Here is a 17,599-nt window from a genome sequence, read left to right on the forward strand (position 1 = left end):
TGAAACTTAGGCCGCGCCGCTCATGCGTTGCAGCTTCTCAAGAGCTTCGCGGAGCGCCCGTTCGGTCTCGCCCGAATTGGGTTTGGGCGATGTTGCCGACGGATCGTGGGCAGTGCCGTTGGCGGGCGCGGTACCGGGCGCATCGAATGGGCGCGGCGCCGGCGCGTGGTCCGCTTGGGCTTCCTGAATTGGATCGCGGCTCGGGCCGTCCGATGCCGGAACCGCACGTTGCTCCGATCCCGGGAAAATAACCGCGGGTTCGACCGATCCGTCATTCTCTTCAACTTCATCGACCCGGACAAATTCCTGTCCACTAGCGAACGGGCTCTTCATCGCCAGCAGCGAGCTATACTCGTCACCATCGGAATTGCTTTCCGAATGCTCGCCCTGCTCATCGGCTTCTGCCGCTGCAAATGTCTCCGCCGGCTCCTCCGATGCTCCATAGGTTGGTTCCGCCGAAGGGGCAGGTGCATTCTGTGACATTGCGAAGGAAAGCGACAGGCTCGGCGCTTCGCCGTCATCCTCGTCCTCATCCTCGTCCAGACCCAATGGCCGCAAAGCCGCAGGAATTACCGGAACCGGTGGAGCGGGCTCCGCTTCGGCGGCTGGCGCTGCGGGCTGTGCCGGGCTGGGGGAAGTTCCAAAAAACTCGGCGACGGCTGCTCCGGCCTCGTGCGGTTCGGACGGTGCGAAAGGCGCGGCGGCTTCTTCTGTGGCAGCGCGGCGGAACACGAGTGGTGTGCTTTCCTGCTCAGCGGCGGCCTGCGCCGTTGCTTCGATTTCTGCCTTGGCTTCCGCCTTGCGCTGCAACGCCAGAGCAAAGCGGTCGACCAACTCAACCATGCCAAGCTCGTGAAGGCCTTTGCTGCCCGTTGATTCCGGGGTTTGCGAAGGGGCCACATCGTGGTGGATTGTCTCTTGGAATTCTTCGGCAACAGCCGCCTGCGGTTCAGCGAAGGGTGCAACCGGAATGGCCGGTTCAACCGGTGCCGTGGCTACGGGTTCTTCCGCAGGTGCCGCAACCGGCGCTGCAAATGGCGGCTGGCCGAACTGGGCAGGCGATTCTGGTTGATCGGTCATGGTTCCTAGTTCCTTACGCAAAGCAGCGACTCTTTCGTCTGCCGCCTGTCGAATACTGTGTTCAGGGATGTCGGTTTCAGATGCATAGGTGGCGGTGTTGCCAAGCTGCGCCTGGATATCTTCGAAAGTGCCCGCATGCTGGTCTTCCGCATCGGGCTCCTCGGTGGCGAGTTCGAGCAATTCGAACGGTTCGGCTTCTTCCGGCTGCTCGTCCTCGGGCAAATCCATTGCTGGTTCTCCGCCGGGTAGAGGGGCCGACTCGAAATAATCGCTCGGGCCGCTATCATCGGTAACCGCGAGCGCGCGGCGCCTACCAGAATAGGCAGGCCCGTTTTCGGGCATCTTGGCGACCGGCTCATCCAATCCTTCTGCGCCCAGCTCTTCATGCGCCGAAATGGGCTTAACGCCGTGGTCACTATTTGCCTGATTGCGTCCGGCAACCACCGGTGCGGGCTGGCTGGCCGCCTGTGCACTGATGACCTTGCGCGCGATAAACAGTCCGGCGCCAGCGCCGGCGATCGCCGCGAACAGGGCAATTGCAATGCGTGTGGTTGTTCCGATGGGCGCCTGAAAGGCTGCGACCATCGAAGCGAGACCCGTAGCGGCAAAAAGGCGTTCGAACACGGCAACCGGGATGACCAGGCTGCCCAGTCCCAGCAATGCGGCAAACCAGATCGCAACAACCGCCGGAAACAGCGGATGCGCGCTGATGGGCCCCTGCTTTGCTGATGCGCTCTTCTTACTCGTGAACATTCGTTCGTCCCTGTTGCGTTTAGGGCGTCTCGCTATGCCTAGGCAGCAGCGGTGATGTCCCTATCAGCGTTAAGAGCTAGCAAATGATGGTAAACAGATTGATAACGATGAATGTTCTGCGCCCAATCGTGATTGGTGCCAACATGGGCGCGGGCGCGGGTCTTCATCGCTTCCCAATTTTCGCGGTCTTCGATCAGATCCGAAAGCGATGATGCCATCCCGATCGGGTCGTCTGCGGGAAACAGAACGCCGCTGACGCCGTCTTCGATCAATTCCCTGTGTCCGCCAACATCCGATGCCGCGACAATCCTGCGCTGGGCCATCGCCTCAAGCGGTTTGAGCGGCGTTACAAGGTCGGTCAATCGGCTGTGTTTGCGAGGGTAGGCCAGCACGTCGATCAGTGAATAGTATCGTTCAACTTCGGAATGCGGAACGCGGCCGGTAAAATGGATCGACGCCGAAGCCTGCGATTGAGCCGCCTGCATCCGCAATGCTTCATCGCGCGGGCCGCCGCCGACCAGCAACAATTGCGCGTCGGGCTGAAGCTTTCGCAAATGATCCATCGCCGCGATCAGATCATCGAGACCTTCATAGTCATAGAAGCTGCCGATAAATCCGATGACCGGGCCCCCTTGCTCGTTGGCGCCCAGCCCGATTTGGTTAGCCAGATCTTCATCGCGCGGCGGCGGATCGCCGAACAAAGAAAGATCGACGCCATTGGGCGATATACCGATCTTGCCGCCGTCAAAGCCGCGCGAGACCAAATCGTTGCGAAGCCCTTCGCAGATAGTGAACACCGCATCTGCGCCAGCAACAACATGGTTCTCCAGCGCGCGGGTCAACCGGTATTTGAGCGAATTGGCCGTTCCCGTGCCGTTGCCCACCGCCGCGTCTTCCCAGAATGCGCGTATTTCATAGACCAGCGGGATCCCGAGCGTTTTGGCGGCGCGCAGTCCGGCGTGTCCGCAAAGAGCGGGCGAGTGCGCGTGCAGGATATCGGGCCTCCATTCGTCCGCCACGCGCTCGATGGTTTTGGCCAGCGCGCCAATTTCGCGCCACTCGCGCACGCCGACCGGGCCATCGGCTTGACCCGGTGTGCGGTGGAAGGTGAGGCCATCGGCCTCCTCCACCGCTGGTCCGTCTGCGGCGTGACGCTGTCCGGTTACACCGCGCACTTCCAGGCCAGCCGCTTGCTGGCTTTTCAGGATTGCGCGCGTGCGGAATGTGTAGCCGCTATGCAGTGGCAGCGAATGGTCGAGAATGTGGAGTATCCGTGTCATCGCCAATCGCATTAGCGCGGTAAACTTAACGCGGCGTCAACCAACCGCTGATAATGCACGCGCCGGAATGATTGACTATTTCGCCCTCGCTATGACGCATGGATTGATCCTGCTTGCGCTTATTCGCATTGCGGGCAAGGCCGAACTGGATCGGGAACCTGAACTGGATCGCGATCGCAAATTCGGCCGATCCGGCCGCGCGTCTCCGCAGGGTCAGGGCGCCGACGATGCTTGATCTCGCGCTGTTCGGCTTCATTCTGCTGGTGATCGCGATCGGCTTTCGCAGGCCGTTCGTATGGGTGCTCGCCTATCTTTATGTCGACATTCTGGCTCCGGGGAAAATGGGCTATACGATCATGCCCGCAATCCAGATATCGCTCATTACATTTTGCGCGGCCTTTGCCGGGTGGATGATCGCGGACCCCAAGAAGGGCGCGCGCTTCACACTGCGGCAGGGCATCATGGTGGCGCTGCTGTTCTATTGCTGGTGGACCACATCCAATGCCGATTTCCCGGTTGAAGCGGGCGAGAAATGGGAATGGGTTTGGAAAGCGATGTTCTTTGCAATTTTCCTGCCGCTGACCATTACCACCAAGCTCCGGTTGGAGAGCGCGCTGCTGGTGATGCTGCTCAGCGTGGCGGCGATTGTTATCAGCGCCGGGATAAAGATTGTGCTTGGCGGCGGCGGCTATGAAAACAAGCTGTTCTTCGTAAACGACAATAGCGGCATCTACGAAAGTTCGACGCTGGCGACTGTCGCCATTTGTAGCATTCCGATCATAATCTGGTTCACCAAACACGGCACAATCTTTCCGCCCGATTGGCGGGTCAAGCTGTTTGCAGTAGCGCTGATATTCGCCTGTCTGCTTATTCCCGTCGGCACCGAAGCGCGTACCGGTCTGGTCTGTATCGCGGCTTTGATGATGTTGGCGCTGCGCGATGTGAAGCGGCGGCTGACCTTCATTGTTGCAGGCGCCACGATGGTATTCGTTGCGCTGCCGTTCCTCCCGCAAAGCTATTACGAACGGATGGCGACGCTTGGCAGCACCGATGGCGACGAGTCTGCTTCAACGCGCCTGGCCGTTTGGGGCTGGACGCTCGAATATGCTGCAGAAAACCCGACCGGTGGCGGCTTTGATGCCTTCCGCGGCAACAGGTTCACCTATGATCTTCCGGTGCGGCAGGAACAGGGCAACACCACCGCTGTCGAATATCAGGAAGTGGTTGATGAAGGCCGCGCCTACCATTCGGCTGTTTTCGAAATGCTGGGCGAACAGGGCTGGCCGGGATTGTTCCTGTGGCTGTGGCTCCATGCTCTGGGCCTGTGGCACATGGAACGGATCCGGCGGAAATGGCGCAAGAAGCAAGGCAATGGATTGGCGGATGGCGAAGAATGGGTCGCGCCGCTCGCAACCGCGCTGCAATATGCGCAGATCATCTACCTGATCGGATCGCTGTTCCAGGGCATTGCCTACCAACCCTATGTGCTGATGCTGATCGGCCTGCAATGTGCATTGTGGAGCTATTGCAAACGGCTCGATTCGGCGGCGATCGCCAAGACGCGCGCGGGGTTGGAGGATCGCAAGCCTGCGCTCGACGCCGCCTCTCCTGCGATGCCGTAACGGCAGGTTGACGTTTACGGAAACCTCGTTGCGCTAGGCTCCGATATGCTCCATGGTGCGCTGCAAGATCACGCATTCAGATGGAGAGATTTATGACCCCTCAGGATATCGCAGCCAAGGTTGGCGAAGTCATCGGCACCAGCGAATGGGTCGAGATGACCCAGGACAAGGTGAACATGTTCGCCGATGCCACCGGCGATCACCAGTTCATCCATATCGACGAAGAAAAAGCCAAAATGACGCCGTTTGGCGGCACCATTGTGCATGGCTTCATGACCTTGTCGATGATCCCCTATCTGGGCGCAAACAGCTCGACTCCCAAGATCGATGGCGTCAAAATGGGTGTGAACTATGGCGGCAACAAAACCCGCTTCATCAGCCCTGTCCGCGTCGGCAAGCGCATCCGCGGTCACTGGAAACTGCTGGAAATGAACGAAAAACGCCCAGGCCAATGGCAGCAGACTTGCGAGATCACGATCGAGATCGAAGGCGAAGAAAAGCCAGCGCTGATCTGCGAATGGATCACCCAGATTTTCGTATAATCCTCCTCCCCCAGGGATTAATTCGAACCACAAATAATTTAAGGAGTTCGCCATGCGCGACGCAGTAATCGTATCCACCGCCCGTACCCCCATTGGCCGCGCCTATAAGGGCGGCTTCAACGCCACACCGGGCGCAACACTCGGGTCCTATTCGCTGGCACCGGCAATTGAGCGCGCTGGCATCGACGCCGGCGAGATTGACGACGTTGTTTGGGGCACGGTTCTCACCCAAGGCACCCAGGCAGGCAATATCGCCCGTCAGGTCGCGCTGCGTGCGGGCTGTCCTGTCAGCGTCGCTGCGCAAACCATCGACCGCCAATGCTCATCGGGCCTGATGGCGATTGCGACCGCGGCGAAGCAAATCGTGGTCGACAATATGGATATCGTTGTTGGCGGCGGTCAGGATTCGATCTCGATGGTCCAGACCCCGGAAATGCGCGTTGCGCCCGATCCGTCGCTGATCGCAATGCACAAAGACGTCTATATGCCGATGCTCGGCACCGCTGAGACGGTGGCTGCGCGCTATGGCATCAGCCGTGAAGCGCAGGATGAATATGCGCTCCAGTCGCAGCAGCGCACCGCGGCTGCACAGGAAGCCGGCAAGTTCGATGATGAAATCGTTCCTGTCACCACCACCATGGCGGTGAAAGACAAGGAAACCGGCGAAATATCGATGGTTGAAACCACCATCACCAAAGACGAAGGCAACCGCCCTTCAACCACGCTTGAAGGCCTGTCATCGCTCAACCCGGTAATGGGCCCTGATGCGGTGATCACCGCGGGCAACGCGTCGCAGCTTTCCGACGGTTCGTCGGCATCGATCCTGATGGAAGCGTCTGTCGCCGAGAAGAAAGGCCTTCAGCCGCTGGGCCGCTATGTCGGCATGGCTGTTGCCGGCACAGAGCCTGACGAAATGGGCATTGGCCCGATCTACGCGATTCCGAAATTGCTTGAGCAAACCGGTATCAAGCAGGACGAAGTCGGATTGTGGGAACTGAACGAGGCATTTGCCGTGCAAGTCCTCTATTGCCGCGACAAGCTGGGCATCGACAACGAGATTCTGAACGTCAATGGCGGCTCGATCTCGATCGGCCACCCTTACGGTATGACCGGCGCACGCTGCGCTGGCCACGCGCTGATCGAAGGCAAGCGCCGCGGTGCTAAGTATGTGGTTGTCACCATGTGCGTCGGCGGCGGCATGGGCGCAGCGGGAATGTTCGAGGTTCTCTAGAACCCCATTCCAGGCTCGCAAACGCGAACTTGCCAAACCAAACGAAGCGGCCCATTCTCCGGCGCAGGAGGATGGGCCGCTTTGGGTATAATGGAAATTATCGGAATTGCTGGCAGCGTCAGCTTGCTGTCCGGTTGGCGGCTCTATTTGTCGGTGCTGGCAACGGGCATTGCGATGCGCGCGGGCGTGGTGCCATTGCCCGAACATCTGGAAAGCTTGCAAGTGCTGGCCAACCCATGGGTGATGGGCGCCGCGGGCATTGCGGCCATTTGCGAATTTTTCGCCGACAAGGTGATGTGGCTCGACAGCATCTGGGACACGATCCACACGCTGGTTCGCCCGGTTGGCGGCGCATTGCTCGCGCTGGCGATTGTCGATCCATCGGACCCGGCCACGCAGGTTATTGCCTTCATTCTCGGCGGCGGCGGAGCTTTGCTGGCGCATGGCGGCAAGGCCGGTGCGCGCGCGGTGGTCAATACCAGCCCGGAACCGGTTTCGAATATGGCAGTCTCTACCGCAGAAGATGTGGCGACAGTGGGGCTGCTCTACGCCGCCTATGAATACCCCTATTGGGCGGCAGGAATCGCCATTGTGTTGCTGGCCTTAACAGTGTGGCTGCTGATGCTGGCGCGGCGGATCATCAAACAGATTTTCAGTTTCGGACAGACGCCGAAGGAACTGCCGCCCGAATAGCAATCACCCGTGCTCGGCAATAAATTCTTCGACCACCGGCGCGATCTTGGTGCGCCATTTGCTGCCGTTGAAAATTCCGTAATGGCCCGCACCTTCGGCCATATAGTACCGCTTCTTCTTCTCGCTTAGCTTGTCCGCCAGCTTGAGCGCCGCCTTGGTCTGGCCGAGGCCCGAAATATCGTCCCGTTCGCCCTCGATCGCCAAAATCGCGGTGTCGGTGATTTCGTGCAGATCGACCACTTTCCCGCGATGGACGAAAGTCCCGTTGGGGATAGAGTGTTTCTGGAACACTTCTTCGACCGTTTGCAGATAGAATTCCGCGGTCATATCGCAGACCGAGCGATATTCGTCGTAGAAGTCCTTGGTGTTCTGGGCGCTGTCATCATCGCCTTTGATCAGATGCTTGAACATCTCGTAATGGCTCAGCATGTGGCTGCCCAGATTCATGCTCATAAACCCGGCAAGCTGCAGGAAACCGGGGTAAACCCGGCGTCCGGCCCCCTTATATTGCATCGGAACCGTTGCGATCACCGTTTCGCGGAACCACGCAATCGGGCGCTCCATTGCCAGATCGTTCACCGTGGTCGGGCTTTCGCGCGTATCGATTGGCCCGCCCATCATGGTCAAAGTCTTGGGGGTACATTTATGGCCATCGCGATTCATGATCGCGGTTGCGGCAAAGGCGGGAACTGACGGCTGGCAAACGGCCATCATATGCGCGCCGCCTTTTTTGCCTTGGGGCCCGATAAATTCCATGAATTCAATCAGGTAATCCATGTAATCGTCGAGATCGAATGTGCCTTCGCTGGCCGGGACCATTTTTGCGTCGGCCCAATCGGTGATGTATACTTCATAATGGTCGATCATCCGTTCGACCGTACCGCGCAGCAGGGTTGCATAATGCCCGCTCATCGGCGCGACGATCAGCAATTTGGCCGCATCTTCGGGCAGATCTTCGCGCACGAAGCGCAGCAGATCGCCGAACGGCTTGGTCATCACGCGCGATTCGGTAACGGCGAATTCCTCGCCATCGACGGTGACAGTTTCGATACCGAATTCCGGCTTGCCATAGGGCGCGGCCGCATGGGCAAAGACTTCCAGCGCAGAGGCCATTTGCGGGCCCATTCCCATATATCCCAGAGGCAGGCTGGGGTTTGACAGCATCTCGGCCCCGATAGAGGCCCAAGCGCTTGCGCTGGACAGCCATGCGCGCTGCATTTCGTAGGCGTTATAAAGCAATGCGGATCCCCTGCGACAAAGTGGATTGGGCCTTTTCGGTCCGATATTGTGCAATGCAACATGACGCGGAAAGCGCCGCAGCGCAACGTATCATTTGGGGTTGTGCCACTTTGCCCGTGTTTTGTGGTGGCCAGCGGTAGCTTTTGCTCGCTGGAATACCTATTTCGGCCCCATGGACGCGGATCAGAACTCTCCCGAACTTGCCGGATCGCGCGCGTCAGGCCCGCTTTTCGGGCGCAAGAAGGATAAAAAGGGCAAGGATAAGAACCGCGATCCCAAACCGGCCAAGACGCTTGGCCCGCTCAAGATGATATGGGCAGAACTGGCCAAATATCCCAGCAAGGTTTTGCTTGCCTTCATTGCGCTGATCATCACCGCGGCTGCAACGCTGGCCATCCCGGCCGGCTTCAAGCTCATAATCGATGATGGATTTGCTAGTGGCGGCGATCCCGCGCGGATCGGCATGCTGTTCAAAGGGTTGCTGGCGGTTGTCGGCGTTCTTGCAGTGGGGACTGCCCTGCGTTTCTATTTCGTGAGCTGGCTCGGTGAACGGGTCGTCGCAGACATCAGGCTGAAGGTGCAGAACAACCTGTTGCGCCTTGCGCCCGGTTTTTACGAAGAAAACAGCCCGAGCGAAATCGCCAGCAGGATGACAGCCGATACGGGTCTGATCGAACAGGTGGTGGGGACCACAGTATCGGTGGCTCTGCGCAATACGCTGATGGGGATTGGTGGCACGGCTTACCTGTTCTACCTCGCGCCGCAGCTGACCATCGGACTGGTGATAGCCATTCCCCTGATCATGCTGCCGATCATGTATTTCGGGCGGCGCGTTCGCAATGTCTCGCGCACCAGTCAGGATCGGGTCGCCGATGTTGGCTCCATGGTGGCGGAAACGCTGGGCGCGATGAAAGTGGTTCAGGCTTTCAATCAGGAGCATCGCGAAACCGGCCGCTTTCAGGATGCGGTCGAACTGATTTTCAAAGTGGCCAAGAAACGCATTCTGCTGCGCGCATTGATGACGTCCATCATCATCCTGTTTATCTTCGGATCGGTTACGATGATTATGTGGCGCGGCGCGCTGGGCGTGTCGACCGGCGAGATTAGCGGCGGAACAATCTTCGCCTTTGTCTTCACCGGTGGTCTGGTGGCCGGCGCCTTTGGCTCACTGACAGAGGTCTATGGTGATTTGCTGCGCGGGGCAGGCGCGGCAAGCCGTTTGAACGAGCTGCTGACAGCGAAACCGGCCATTGCCGCTCCCGAACGGCCGCAGGCTTTGCCCCAGCCACCGCGCGGCAGCCTGTCGTTCAGAAATGTCACTTTCCGTTATCCCACGCGGCTCGAAAAGGCTGCGCTCAAGGACTTCAATCTCGAGGTCGAGCCGGGCGAGACGGTTGCGATTGTCGGCCCGTCCGGAGGGGGAAAATCGACGATCTTCCAGCTTGTCGAGCGGTTTTACGATCCCCAAGCGGGATCAATCCGCATTGATGGCGTGCCCTTGACCAGCGCCGATCCCGCAGAAATCCGCAAGCGAACCGCGTTGGTGCCGCAGGAAGGAACGCTCTTTTCCGCCAATGCCCGCGACAATTTGCGTTATGGCAATTGGGAGGCGAGCGACGATCAGATCTGGGAGGCGGCGCGCGCTGCCAATGCGGAGAAATTCCTTCGTGACCTGCCCCAAGGTCTGGATACCTATCTTGGCGAAAGCGGGACGCGGCTTTCGGGCGGGCAGAAACAGCGGATTGCCATCGCCCGCGCATTGCTGCGCGATGCGCCGATCCTGTTGCTAGACGAAGCGACCAGCGCGCTCGACGCGGAAAGCGAACAATTGGTCCAGCAAGCGCTGGACCGGTTGATGGAAAGCCGCACCACTCTGGTCATTGCCCACCGCCTTGCAACCGTGCGTGCTGCCGACCGGATTGTGGTGTTGGAAGCGGGCCGGATAATCGAACAGGGCACCCATGCTGAATTGTCCGATGCGGGCGGGCTCTACAGCCGTCTTGCCGCGCTGCAATTCGGATCAACCGAGGCTGCCTGATCGGCGGCCACTGCGCGCAGAAACGCTTGCTCGCAGCGGCTATTTTCGACAAAGTTGCAATTGAAACCGATGAAGGGCGCCACAGCGCGGCGGTGCCCAGTATGACATCGGAGTCGCACAGCCCGCCAACAGGGGCCACCGCGCAATGGGAGCAATGACTGATGATCCGTAGAACTTGTATCGCTGGCGCCAGCGCATTGGCGCTTATCGTCGCCACTCCGGCTTTGGCTGATGACCACGCAGACCCGGCAGAAATGGCCGAAGAAGAAGCCGCCACTCCGACCATGAGTTTCGGTGAATGGGGTGTCGATCCCGAATTGCTGTCCGAAGACATCGATCCGGGTGACGACTTTTTCGCCTATGCCAACCAGAAATGGCTCGATGCCAACCCGCTGCCGCCGGAATTCTCACGCTTTGGCGCTTTCACGCTGCTGCGCGAAAAATCGACGTCGGATGTGAAGACGCTGGTCGATGAACTGGTTGCGAAAGATGCAGCGGATCTGACGGGCGACGAGAAACGCATTGTCGATGCCTATAACGCCTATCTTGATATCGGCGCGATCGACGCCGCCGGTCTTGACCCGGCGAGGCCTTATCTGAATGAAATTGCACGCGCGACGACGCTTGATGGTCTTGCCAAGCTGTGGAGCACCTCATCCTATCCCGCCCCGGTTGGCGGGTTTGTCAATGTCGATGCCAAGCAGTCCGATCAATATGCGGCATACCTCTTTACCGGAGGTCTCGGCCTGCCCGACCGCGATTACTACACCGATACCAGCGAAAAAGGCGTCCAGATCCAGGAAGCTTACAAAGAGTATCTGACCTTCCTGCTGGGTGAGGCCGGATATGCCGATCCTGCTGCTGCTGCTGCTGCGGTCTATGCTTTTGAGGACCGTCTTGCGCGCGAAGTAATCTGGGACCGCACGGTCAGCCGCAATCGCGATCTGACCTATAACCCGCTGACGCGCGACGAACTGATTGCGATTGGCGGCGATTTTCCCATTGCCGACATGCTCCGTCTCACCGGTTTCGATGCCTCCCCCAAATTCATTGTCGGTCCGATGCCGCCGACCGACGAAGAAGTGGAAGAACTCGGCCTGACCGACGAGGTTTTGGCCAAAATCGGCACCGGTCTGCCGGGCATGTTCAAAGTGATCGGCGAGACGCCCGTGCCGAATTTGCAGGCGTGGACGATCAAGAGCTTCCTCTCCAGCAATGCCAGCGTGCTGCCGAGCCGGTTCGATGAGGCCAATTTCAATTTCTATGGCAAGCTGCTGAGCGGAACGCCCGAACAGCGCCCGCGTTGGAAACGCGCGATTTCCGCGACTGAGGGCGCATTGGGTGAACTGGTCGGTAAATCCTATGTCGAGCGCTATTTCCCTCCGGAAAACAAGGCCGCGATGGATCAGCTGGTTGCCAATCTGCGCACCGCCATGGCGCAGAGCATCGACGAAATCACTTGGATGAGCGATGCCACCAAGGTCGAGGCGCGCGGCAAGCTCGCGACGTTCGATCCCAAGATCGGCTATCGCGACAATCTCGAGACCTATGATGGTCTGGAAATTTCGGGCAACGACCCGCTCGCCAATTCGCTCGCCGCCAATGATTGGCAATTCAAAGACAATGTTGCCAAGTTGGGCAAGCCGATTGACCGTACCGAGTGGTTCATGACGCCGCAGACAGTCAATGCATACTACAATTCGACCAAGAACGAGATCGTGTTCCCCGCGGCAATACTTCAGCAGCCATTCTTCGGCATCGGCGCAGATCTGGCGGTCAATTACGGCGCCATTGGAGGCGTGATCGGCCACGAGATCGGCCACGGCTTTGACGATCAGGGCTCCAAATCGGACGGCAAGGGAGAGCTGCGCAATTGGTGGACCGATGCCGACCGCGAAGCGTTCGATGCGCGCGGCGACAATCTGGCGGCGCAATATGACAAGTTCTGCCCGCTCGATAATGGCGAGACATGCCTCAATGGCCGCCTGACGCTGGGCGAAAATCTCGGCGATGTGGGCGGGCTCAGCCTGGCTTACCGCGCCTATAAGATTGCAACGGCGGGACAGGATGTGCCGGTGATCGATGGCTTGACCGGTGACCAGCGATTCTTCCTTGGCTGGGCGCAAGTCTGGCGCGCGCAAAACCGCGAAGAAAACATTCGCCAGCGTCTCCGCGTTGGGCCGCACAGTATCGAAACCTATCGCGTCAACGGTGTCGTGCGGCAGATGGATGCATGGTACGAGGCCTTCGGGGTCACCCCTGATCACGCAATGTACATCCCGCCCGAACAGCGCGTTCGCGTCTGGTAAGCGAGGGTCTCCCCAATGAAAATTGCCATGGGCGGTGCAGGTCGGCTTGACTTGCGCCGCCCTTGCTTCATGGAGCGCTGGCTATGACATTTTTGCAGCTCCTGTTGATCGCAGTGGTACAGGGAATCACCGAATTCCTCCCGATATCCTCATCGGGTCATTTAATCCTGATACCCAGCATGACCGATCTGCCGGACCAGGGGCCGTTGATCGACGTGGCGGTGCATGTCGGATCGCTTCTCGCCATCATTGTCTATTTTTTCAAAGATGTAGTGGTGCTCGCACGCGGTGGCTTTGCCACTATTGGTATCGGCAAAGCCCCTGCCGAACGGCGCCTGTTCTGGTGGATCGTTTTGGGCACGATCCCGGCGGTGCTGTTTGGCCTGTCGATCAAGATGGGCGCTTTCAACGGCATAGCGGAAAGCTGGTTCGGCGTTGAAGTGGTTGATGGCGATCTGATGGGATCGATCCGTTTTACCGAGCTCGTGGCGTTCAATCTGATTGTCTACGGCATCCTGCTGGGCATCGCCGACTGGATCGGCAAAGAGGTGAAAGCGTTCGAGGACATGTCGTGGCGCGACGGCCTGATTGTCGGCTTGGCGCAAGCTCTGGCGATCATTCCGGGAACCAGCCGGTCGGGTGTTACCATGACCGCGGCCCGCGCGCTGGGATATAGACGGGTCGAAGCCGCGCGGTTCTCTTTCCTGCTGTCGATCCCAGCGGTTGCGGGCGCCGGGGTGCTGATCGTGCCGGAAATATTCGATGCTGGCGCGACGCTGGCATGGGATGCGCTTGTCGCGGGCGTGCTAACCTTTATCGCAGCCTTTGCGACAATGGCATTTCTGATGAACTTCCTGAAGAAAGCATCGATGCTGGTGTTCGTGGTCTATCGCGTGGCTTTGGGCTGTGCGCTGCTGGTGTTTTTCTGAGGCCGTTAGACCGGCGCTGCCCCGCTACCCCGACCGCCGCGCAGCAGATATTCCTGGCTGCCGCGATGCAGCACATTGTCAACATCGATGACCGCTGAATTGGCGTAAGTGAAGGCCGGCGAAAGATTGCGATAGAGCCGGTCGAAATCGCGCTCCACCGTCTGCCGGTAAAGGTCTTCGAAACTCTCGATCACGAAATAGGTCGGCTGCAAATCGCTGATCACATAGTCCGTCCGCATCACCCGATCGACATTGAGCATGATCCGGTTGGGGCTGGCGGCCTTGACTGAGAACACCGCCTCGGTCGGGCCGGACAGTATACCCGCGCCGTAAGCGCGCACGTCATCGCCTTCCAGAATTAGCCCGAACTCCACTGTGTACCAATAGAGCGCGCCGAGCGCTTTCAGGCGGTTATACTTCATCGCTTTCCAGCCAGCTTTGCCATATTCCTGCATGTAATCGGCATAGGTCGGGTCGGTCAGCATCGGAACATGGCCGAACACATCGTGGAACACGTCGGGTTCCTGGATGTAATCGAATGTCTCGCGCGTGCGGATGAAATTGCCCGCCGGGAAACGCCGATTGGCGAGATGCCAGAAGAACACATGGTCGGGGATGAGCATCGGCACAGGGACCACCGACCACCCGGTCAGCTTGTCCAGTTCCTCGCTGATCCGCGCAAAATCAGGAACGCCGCCGCGCCCCAGATCAAGCTTCTCGGTCCCGCGCATGAAAGCGCTGGCGGCCAGTCCGGGGAGCACATCCATCTGCCGGTTGAACAAATCATCCCAGATTGCGTCTTGCGCGCTATCATAGACGGCCTGCGCCGGCTCAAGCCAGTCCTCGCCAAGATGGCCGGGCTTTTTTAACGGTGCGGTAAAGACATCTGCCGGCATTTCGGGCAGCGTGGTAAAATCGCTTTCGGTATCAGTGGCTGTGACCATAGTTTCTTTTGATACCATTTTACTGGCCAAAGGGTAAAGGACGAAGGTTAAGTCAGGTTTGGAAGGGGCCGCAATGGGTAAGCTGAAGCGCAAGGAATATGACGATCTGATAGAACCGCTGGAGGAAGAGCTGGTCCGCATGGCGCGTTGGGCGCGGCACACCGGTGCGCGGATTTGCGTGATTTTTGAAGGCCGCGACACGGCGGGCAAAGGCGGTGCCATTCGCGCCGTGGGAGGCCGCCTCAACCCGCGCCAATGCCGGACCGTGGCGCTGTCCAAGCCCAACGAGACCGAAATGACGCAGTGGTATTTCCAGCGCTACGTTCAGCATCTGCCCGCGGCTGGCGAAATCGTGCTGTTCGACCGCAGCTGGTACAACCGTGCGGGTGTCGAGAAGGTAATGGGCTTCACCGACGACGCCAAAGTCCGGCAGTTTCTCGAAGAAGCGCCCAAGTTTGAAAAGATGCTGACCGATGATGGCATCTTGCTGTTCAAATATTGGCTCACCACCGATCAGGTCAATCAAGAGGAACGGCTGCGCGAACGGCTTGAAGACCCACTCAAGCGCTGGAAACTCTCCCCCATCGATCTGGCTGCGCGCGAAAAATATGAAGCTTACACAGAGGCGCGCGAGGCGATGCTGAAAGCGACCCACACGGATCATGCGCCATGGACCCTGATCGATTTCAACGACCAGAAACGCGGCCGTTTGACATTGGTGCGCGATTTGCTTGACCGGCTACCCGATACGCATGTCGAGCCGCCCGAGCTGGACTTCCCCGCGTTGGGGCATGATCCCATTGCGGAAAGTTACACAGTGCTGAAACCGATCGCCGGTTTTCCTGTCGACTAGGCCAGCGTCGCGCTGGCTTTCAGCGTTTGCCGGCCATCATCGGCAAAGGCGCCCAATTCGATTCTGTCGCCGCTCTGCCGCATTGCGATATTGAGCGGTTCTCCGGCAATTGCCGGGCTGACCGCGCGGAATTCGAATGTCGCCAGCGCATTGTGTCCATGCGTATCGGCAATCAGCTGCATCAGCCGCGAAGCGATCAACGGGCCATGCACGACTAGACCGCGATAGCGTTCGACATCGCGTGCATAGGGCAAATCATAATGGATCCGGTGTGTGTTGAAAGTCAGCGCGGAAAAACGGAACAGCAGCCTGGGATCGGGAACGAAGGTAGAGCTGGCATCCCACTCGTCATGATCGAAAGTGGAAGGGCCCGGTTCGGGCGGAGTAAGCGGGGTATCGCCCGGTGCTGCTTCACGATAGACCAGCGTTTGTATCTCGCGGATCGCCTCGGCCCCGTCTGCGGTCCACAGATGCATCAGCTCCAGAAAAGCCAGCTTGCCGGTGCTGCCTTCCTTCTCGGCAATCGATTGAACACTTGTCGTCCGCTCGACACGCTGCGCTGACTGGAGCGGGGCGACAAAGGTGATCGAGCTGGACGCCCACATCCGGCGCGGCAACGGGACGGGCGGAAATATGCCCGCGCCATCATTGTCCCGCCGGGGGTGGCCGTCTTCACCCAAATTGGCAGTCGGTGCCTCGGGCGTGCACAAACAGAAATGCAGCCCGTTCGGCAGCGTCGCCCCGGACGGCTTTTTCTGGTCAAATGTCGCCAGCCAGCGCTTTACCAAGGCGCTGTCGATCAGGTCGGTTTGTGTTTCTGAGCGCCCGACCCAATCAGACCAATCGCCCATCAGGCCGCGCGCTCGAACAATGCGGCAATCCCTTGCCCGCCGCCGATGCACATTGTCTCCAGCCCGAAGCGCGCTTCGCGGCGATGCATTTCATAAGCCATGTCGGCCAGAATACGCCCGCCGGTCGCGCCTATCGGATGGCCGAGCGAAATGCCCGATCCGTTGACGTTGACGATATCGCGGCGGCTGTCGTCCTCGCTCCAGCCCCAGCCTTTGAGCACCGCCAATGCTTGCGGTGCGAAAGCCTCGTTCAGTTCAACCAGATCGACATCGTCCCAACCTTTGCCCGTTCGCGCGAACAGCCGTTCCACCGCAGGCACCGGCCCGATCCCCATTCGCGCCGGATCGCAGCCTGCCGCCGCCCACCCTTCGAACCACAACATCGGGGTCAGGCCCAACTCTTCGACCTTGTCTTCCGCGACAACAAGGCAGGCCGCCGCCGCATCATTTTGCTGGCTGGCATTGCCGGCGGTTACCACAGCGTCGGGATTGGTTTTGCTTTCGAGTGCGCGCAAAGCGCCGAGCGATTCCATCGTTGCATCCGCGCGGTATCCTTCATCTTTGGCGAAACGCACCGGATCGCCGCGCCGCTGCGGAACATCGACCGGCACCAGTTGCGCATCGAACTTGCCCGCTTCCCAAGCCGCAGCCGCATTTTGGTGGCTGCGCACCGCGAAAGCATCGGATTGTTCACGGGTAATCGCGTAATCCTTGGCGAGATTTTCTGCGGTTTCGATCATTCCGGTGATCACACCAAAGCGTTCGATTGGCTGGCTCATAAGCCGCCCGCGCGTCAGCCGGTCCCACAGTACCATGTCCCCCATCCGCGCGCCGCCGCGCGCCTTGGTGGTATAATGTTCGACATTGGACATGCTCTCCACCCCGCCCGCGACCACGCAATCGGCCGCGCCGGTTTGCACCATCATGGCCGCGTTGACGATTGCCTGCAGGCCTGACCCGCAGCGCCGGTCGACTTGATAGCCGGGGACTTCGAGCGGCAAATCCGCTGCGAGCCAGCTCCAATGCCCGATACAGGGCGCTTCACCGCTGCCGTAACCCTGGCTGAAGATCACATCATCGACGCGCTCGGGATCGAGCTTGCTGCGCTCGATCAGCGCTTTCAGAATGATCGCGCCCAGCGGCCCGGCTTCGAGCGGCGCGAGTGTGCCGCCAAATTTCCCGACCGGGGTACGCAGGGGCGTGCAAATGGCAACGCGGCGAAGCTGGGTCATATT

General features: G+C 59.4%; 15 protein-coding genes. 9 read left to right on the forward strand and 6 right to left on the reverse strand.

The window, feature by feature from the left end:
• Positions 1–6: 6 nt before the first annotated feature.
• Together GRI41_RS12130 and GRI41_RS12135 are read right to left on the reverse strand one after the other, a co-directional pair.
• The gene (locus GRI41_RS12130) at positions 7–1,833 is read right to left on the reverse strand and encodes a hypothetical protein (protein WP_160605241.1); all 1,827 of its coding nucleotides are present in this window, start codon (positions 1,831–1,833) and stop codon (positions 7–9) included.
• Between the two features lie 38 nt (positions 1,834–1,871).
• Entirely contained in the window at positions 1,872–3,113 is a 1,242-nt protein-coding gene (locus GRI41_RS12135) for a TIGR04063 family PEP-CTERM/XrtA system glycosyltransferase (protein WP_160605242.1), read from the reverse strand.
• Positions 3,114–3,180: 67 nt separating this feature from the next.
• Between GRI41_RS12135 and GRI41_RS14265 the strand changes: the two genes are divergently transcribed.
• The 5 genes from GRI41_RS14265 to GRI41_RS12155 all read left to right on the forward strand — a co-directional run bounded on the left by GRI41_RS14265 (position 3,181) and on the right by GRI41_RS12155 (position 7,201).
• On the forward strand, positions 3,181–3,348 hold the full coding sequence (locus GRI41_RS14265) for a hypothetical protein (protein ID WP_202388802.1): 168 nt from the start codon (positions 3,181–3,183) through the stop codon (positions 3,346–3,348).
• Complete coding sequence (locus GRI41_RS12140) at positions 3,341–4,735, forward strand: DUF5935 domain-containing protein (protein ID WP_160605243.1); 1,395 nt, start codon at positions 3,341–3,343, stop codon at positions 4,733–4,735. Before GRI41_RS14265 ends, GRI41_RS12140 begins: the two co-directional genes overlap by 8 nt.
• A gap of 92 nt (positions 4,736–4,827) precedes the next feature.
• Positions 4,828–5,277, forward strand: a complete 450-nt coding sequence (locus GRI41_RS12145) for a MaoC family dehydratase (protein ID WP_160605244.1) — start codon at positions 4,828–4,830, stop codon at positions 5,275–5,277.
• A gap of 52 nt (positions 5,278–5,329) precedes the next feature.
• A complete protein-coding gene (locus GRI41_RS12150) occupies positions 5,330–6,508 on the forward strand; it encodes an acetyl-CoA C-acyltransferase (RefSeq protein ID WP_160605245.1) in 1,179 nt (392 codons plus the stop codon).
• Between the two features lie 81 nt (positions 6,509–6,589).
• Positions 6,590–7,201 carry a DUF4126 domain-containing protein gene (locus GRI41_RS12155; protein ID WP_160605246.1) on the forward strand — a complete coding sequence of 204 codons (612 nt, stop codon included), beginning with the start codon at positions 6,590–6,592 and terminating at the stop codon, positions 7,199–7,201.
• A 3-nt stretch (positions 7,202–7,204) separates the two neighbouring features.
• Here the strand turns inward: GRI41_RS12155 and GRI41_RS12160 are convergent, their stop codons facing one another.
• Positions 7,205–8,440 (reverse strand): polyhydroxyalkanoate depolymerase, encoded by a 1,236-nt coding sequence (locus GRI41_RS12160; RefSeq protein WP_160605247.1) that lies wholly within the window; start codon positions 8,438–8,440, stop codon positions 7,205–7,207.
• A gap of 307 nt (positions 8,441–8,747) precedes the next feature.
• On the opposite strand from GRI41_RS12160, the gene GRI41_RS12165 reads away from it, so the two are divergent.
• From GRI41_RS12165 to GRI41_RS12175, 3 genes are all read left to right on the forward strand, one after another.
• On the forward strand, positions 8,748–10,478 hold the full coding sequence (locus GRI41_RS12165) for an ABC transporter transmembrane domain-containing protein (RefSeq protein WP_235901271.1): 1,731 nt from the start codon (positions 8,748–8,750) through the stop codon (positions 10,476–10,478).
• Positions 10,479–10,639: 161 nt separating this feature from the next.
• On the forward strand, positions 10,640–12,787 hold the full coding sequence (locus tag GRI41_RS12170; RefSeq protein ID WP_160605249.1) for a M13 family metallopeptidase: 2,148 nt from the start codon (positions 10,640–10,642) through the stop codon (positions 12,785–12,787).
• 83 nt (positions 12,788–12,870) lie between these two features.
• On the forward strand, positions 12,871–13,716 hold the full coding sequence (locus tag GRI41_RS12175; protein ID WP_160605250.1) for an undecaprenyl-diphosphate phosphatase: 846 nt from the start codon (positions 12,871–12,873) through the stop codon (positions 13,714–13,716).
• 5 nt (positions 13,717–13,721) lie between these two features.
• Here GRI41_RS12175 and phhA read toward each other — a convergent pair whose 3' ends face one another.
• Complete coding sequence (gene phhA, locus GRI41_RS12180; RefSeq protein WP_235901220.1) at positions 13,722–14,660, reverse strand: phenylalanine 4-monooxygenase; 939 nt, start codon at positions 14,658–14,660, stop codon at positions 13,722–13,724.
• Positions 14,661–14,733: 73 nt separating this feature from the next.
• Between phhA and ppk2 the strand changes: the two genes are divergently transcribed.
• Positions 14,734–15,513, forward strand: coding sequence for a polyphosphate kinase 2 (gene ppk2 / locus GRI41_RS12185; RefSeq protein WP_160605251.1), 780 nt, complete (start codon positions 14,734–14,736; stop codon positions 15,511–15,513).
• Here ppk2 and GRI41_RS12190 read toward each other — a convergent pair.
• Together GRI41_RS12190 and GRI41_RS12195 are read right to left on the reverse strand one after the other, a co-directional pair.
• Positions 15,510–16,364, reverse strand: a complete 855-nt coding sequence (locus GRI41_RS12190) for a MaoC family dehydratase N-terminal domain-containing protein (RefSeq protein ID WP_160605252.1) — start codon at positions 16,362–16,364, stop codon at positions 15,510–15,512. The two genes, ppk2 and GRI41_RS12190, sit on opposite strands and share 4 nt — an antisense overlap.
• Entirely contained in the window at positions 16,364–17,596 is a 1,233-nt protein-coding gene (locus GRI41_RS12195) for an acetyl-CoA C-acetyltransferase (protein WP_160605253.1), read from the reverse strand. Before GRI41_RS12195 ends, GRI41_RS12190 begins: the two co-directional genes overlap by 1 nt.
• Positions 17,597–17,599 lie beyond the last annotated feature (3 nt).

It is taken from the genome of Pontixanthobacter aquaemixtae, from assembly GCF_009827395.1.
In the GTDB taxonomy this organism is placed as follows: Bacteria; Pseudomonadota; Alphaproteobacteria; order Sphingomonadales; family Sphingomonadaceae; genus Pontixanthobacter; species Pontixanthobacter aquaemixtae.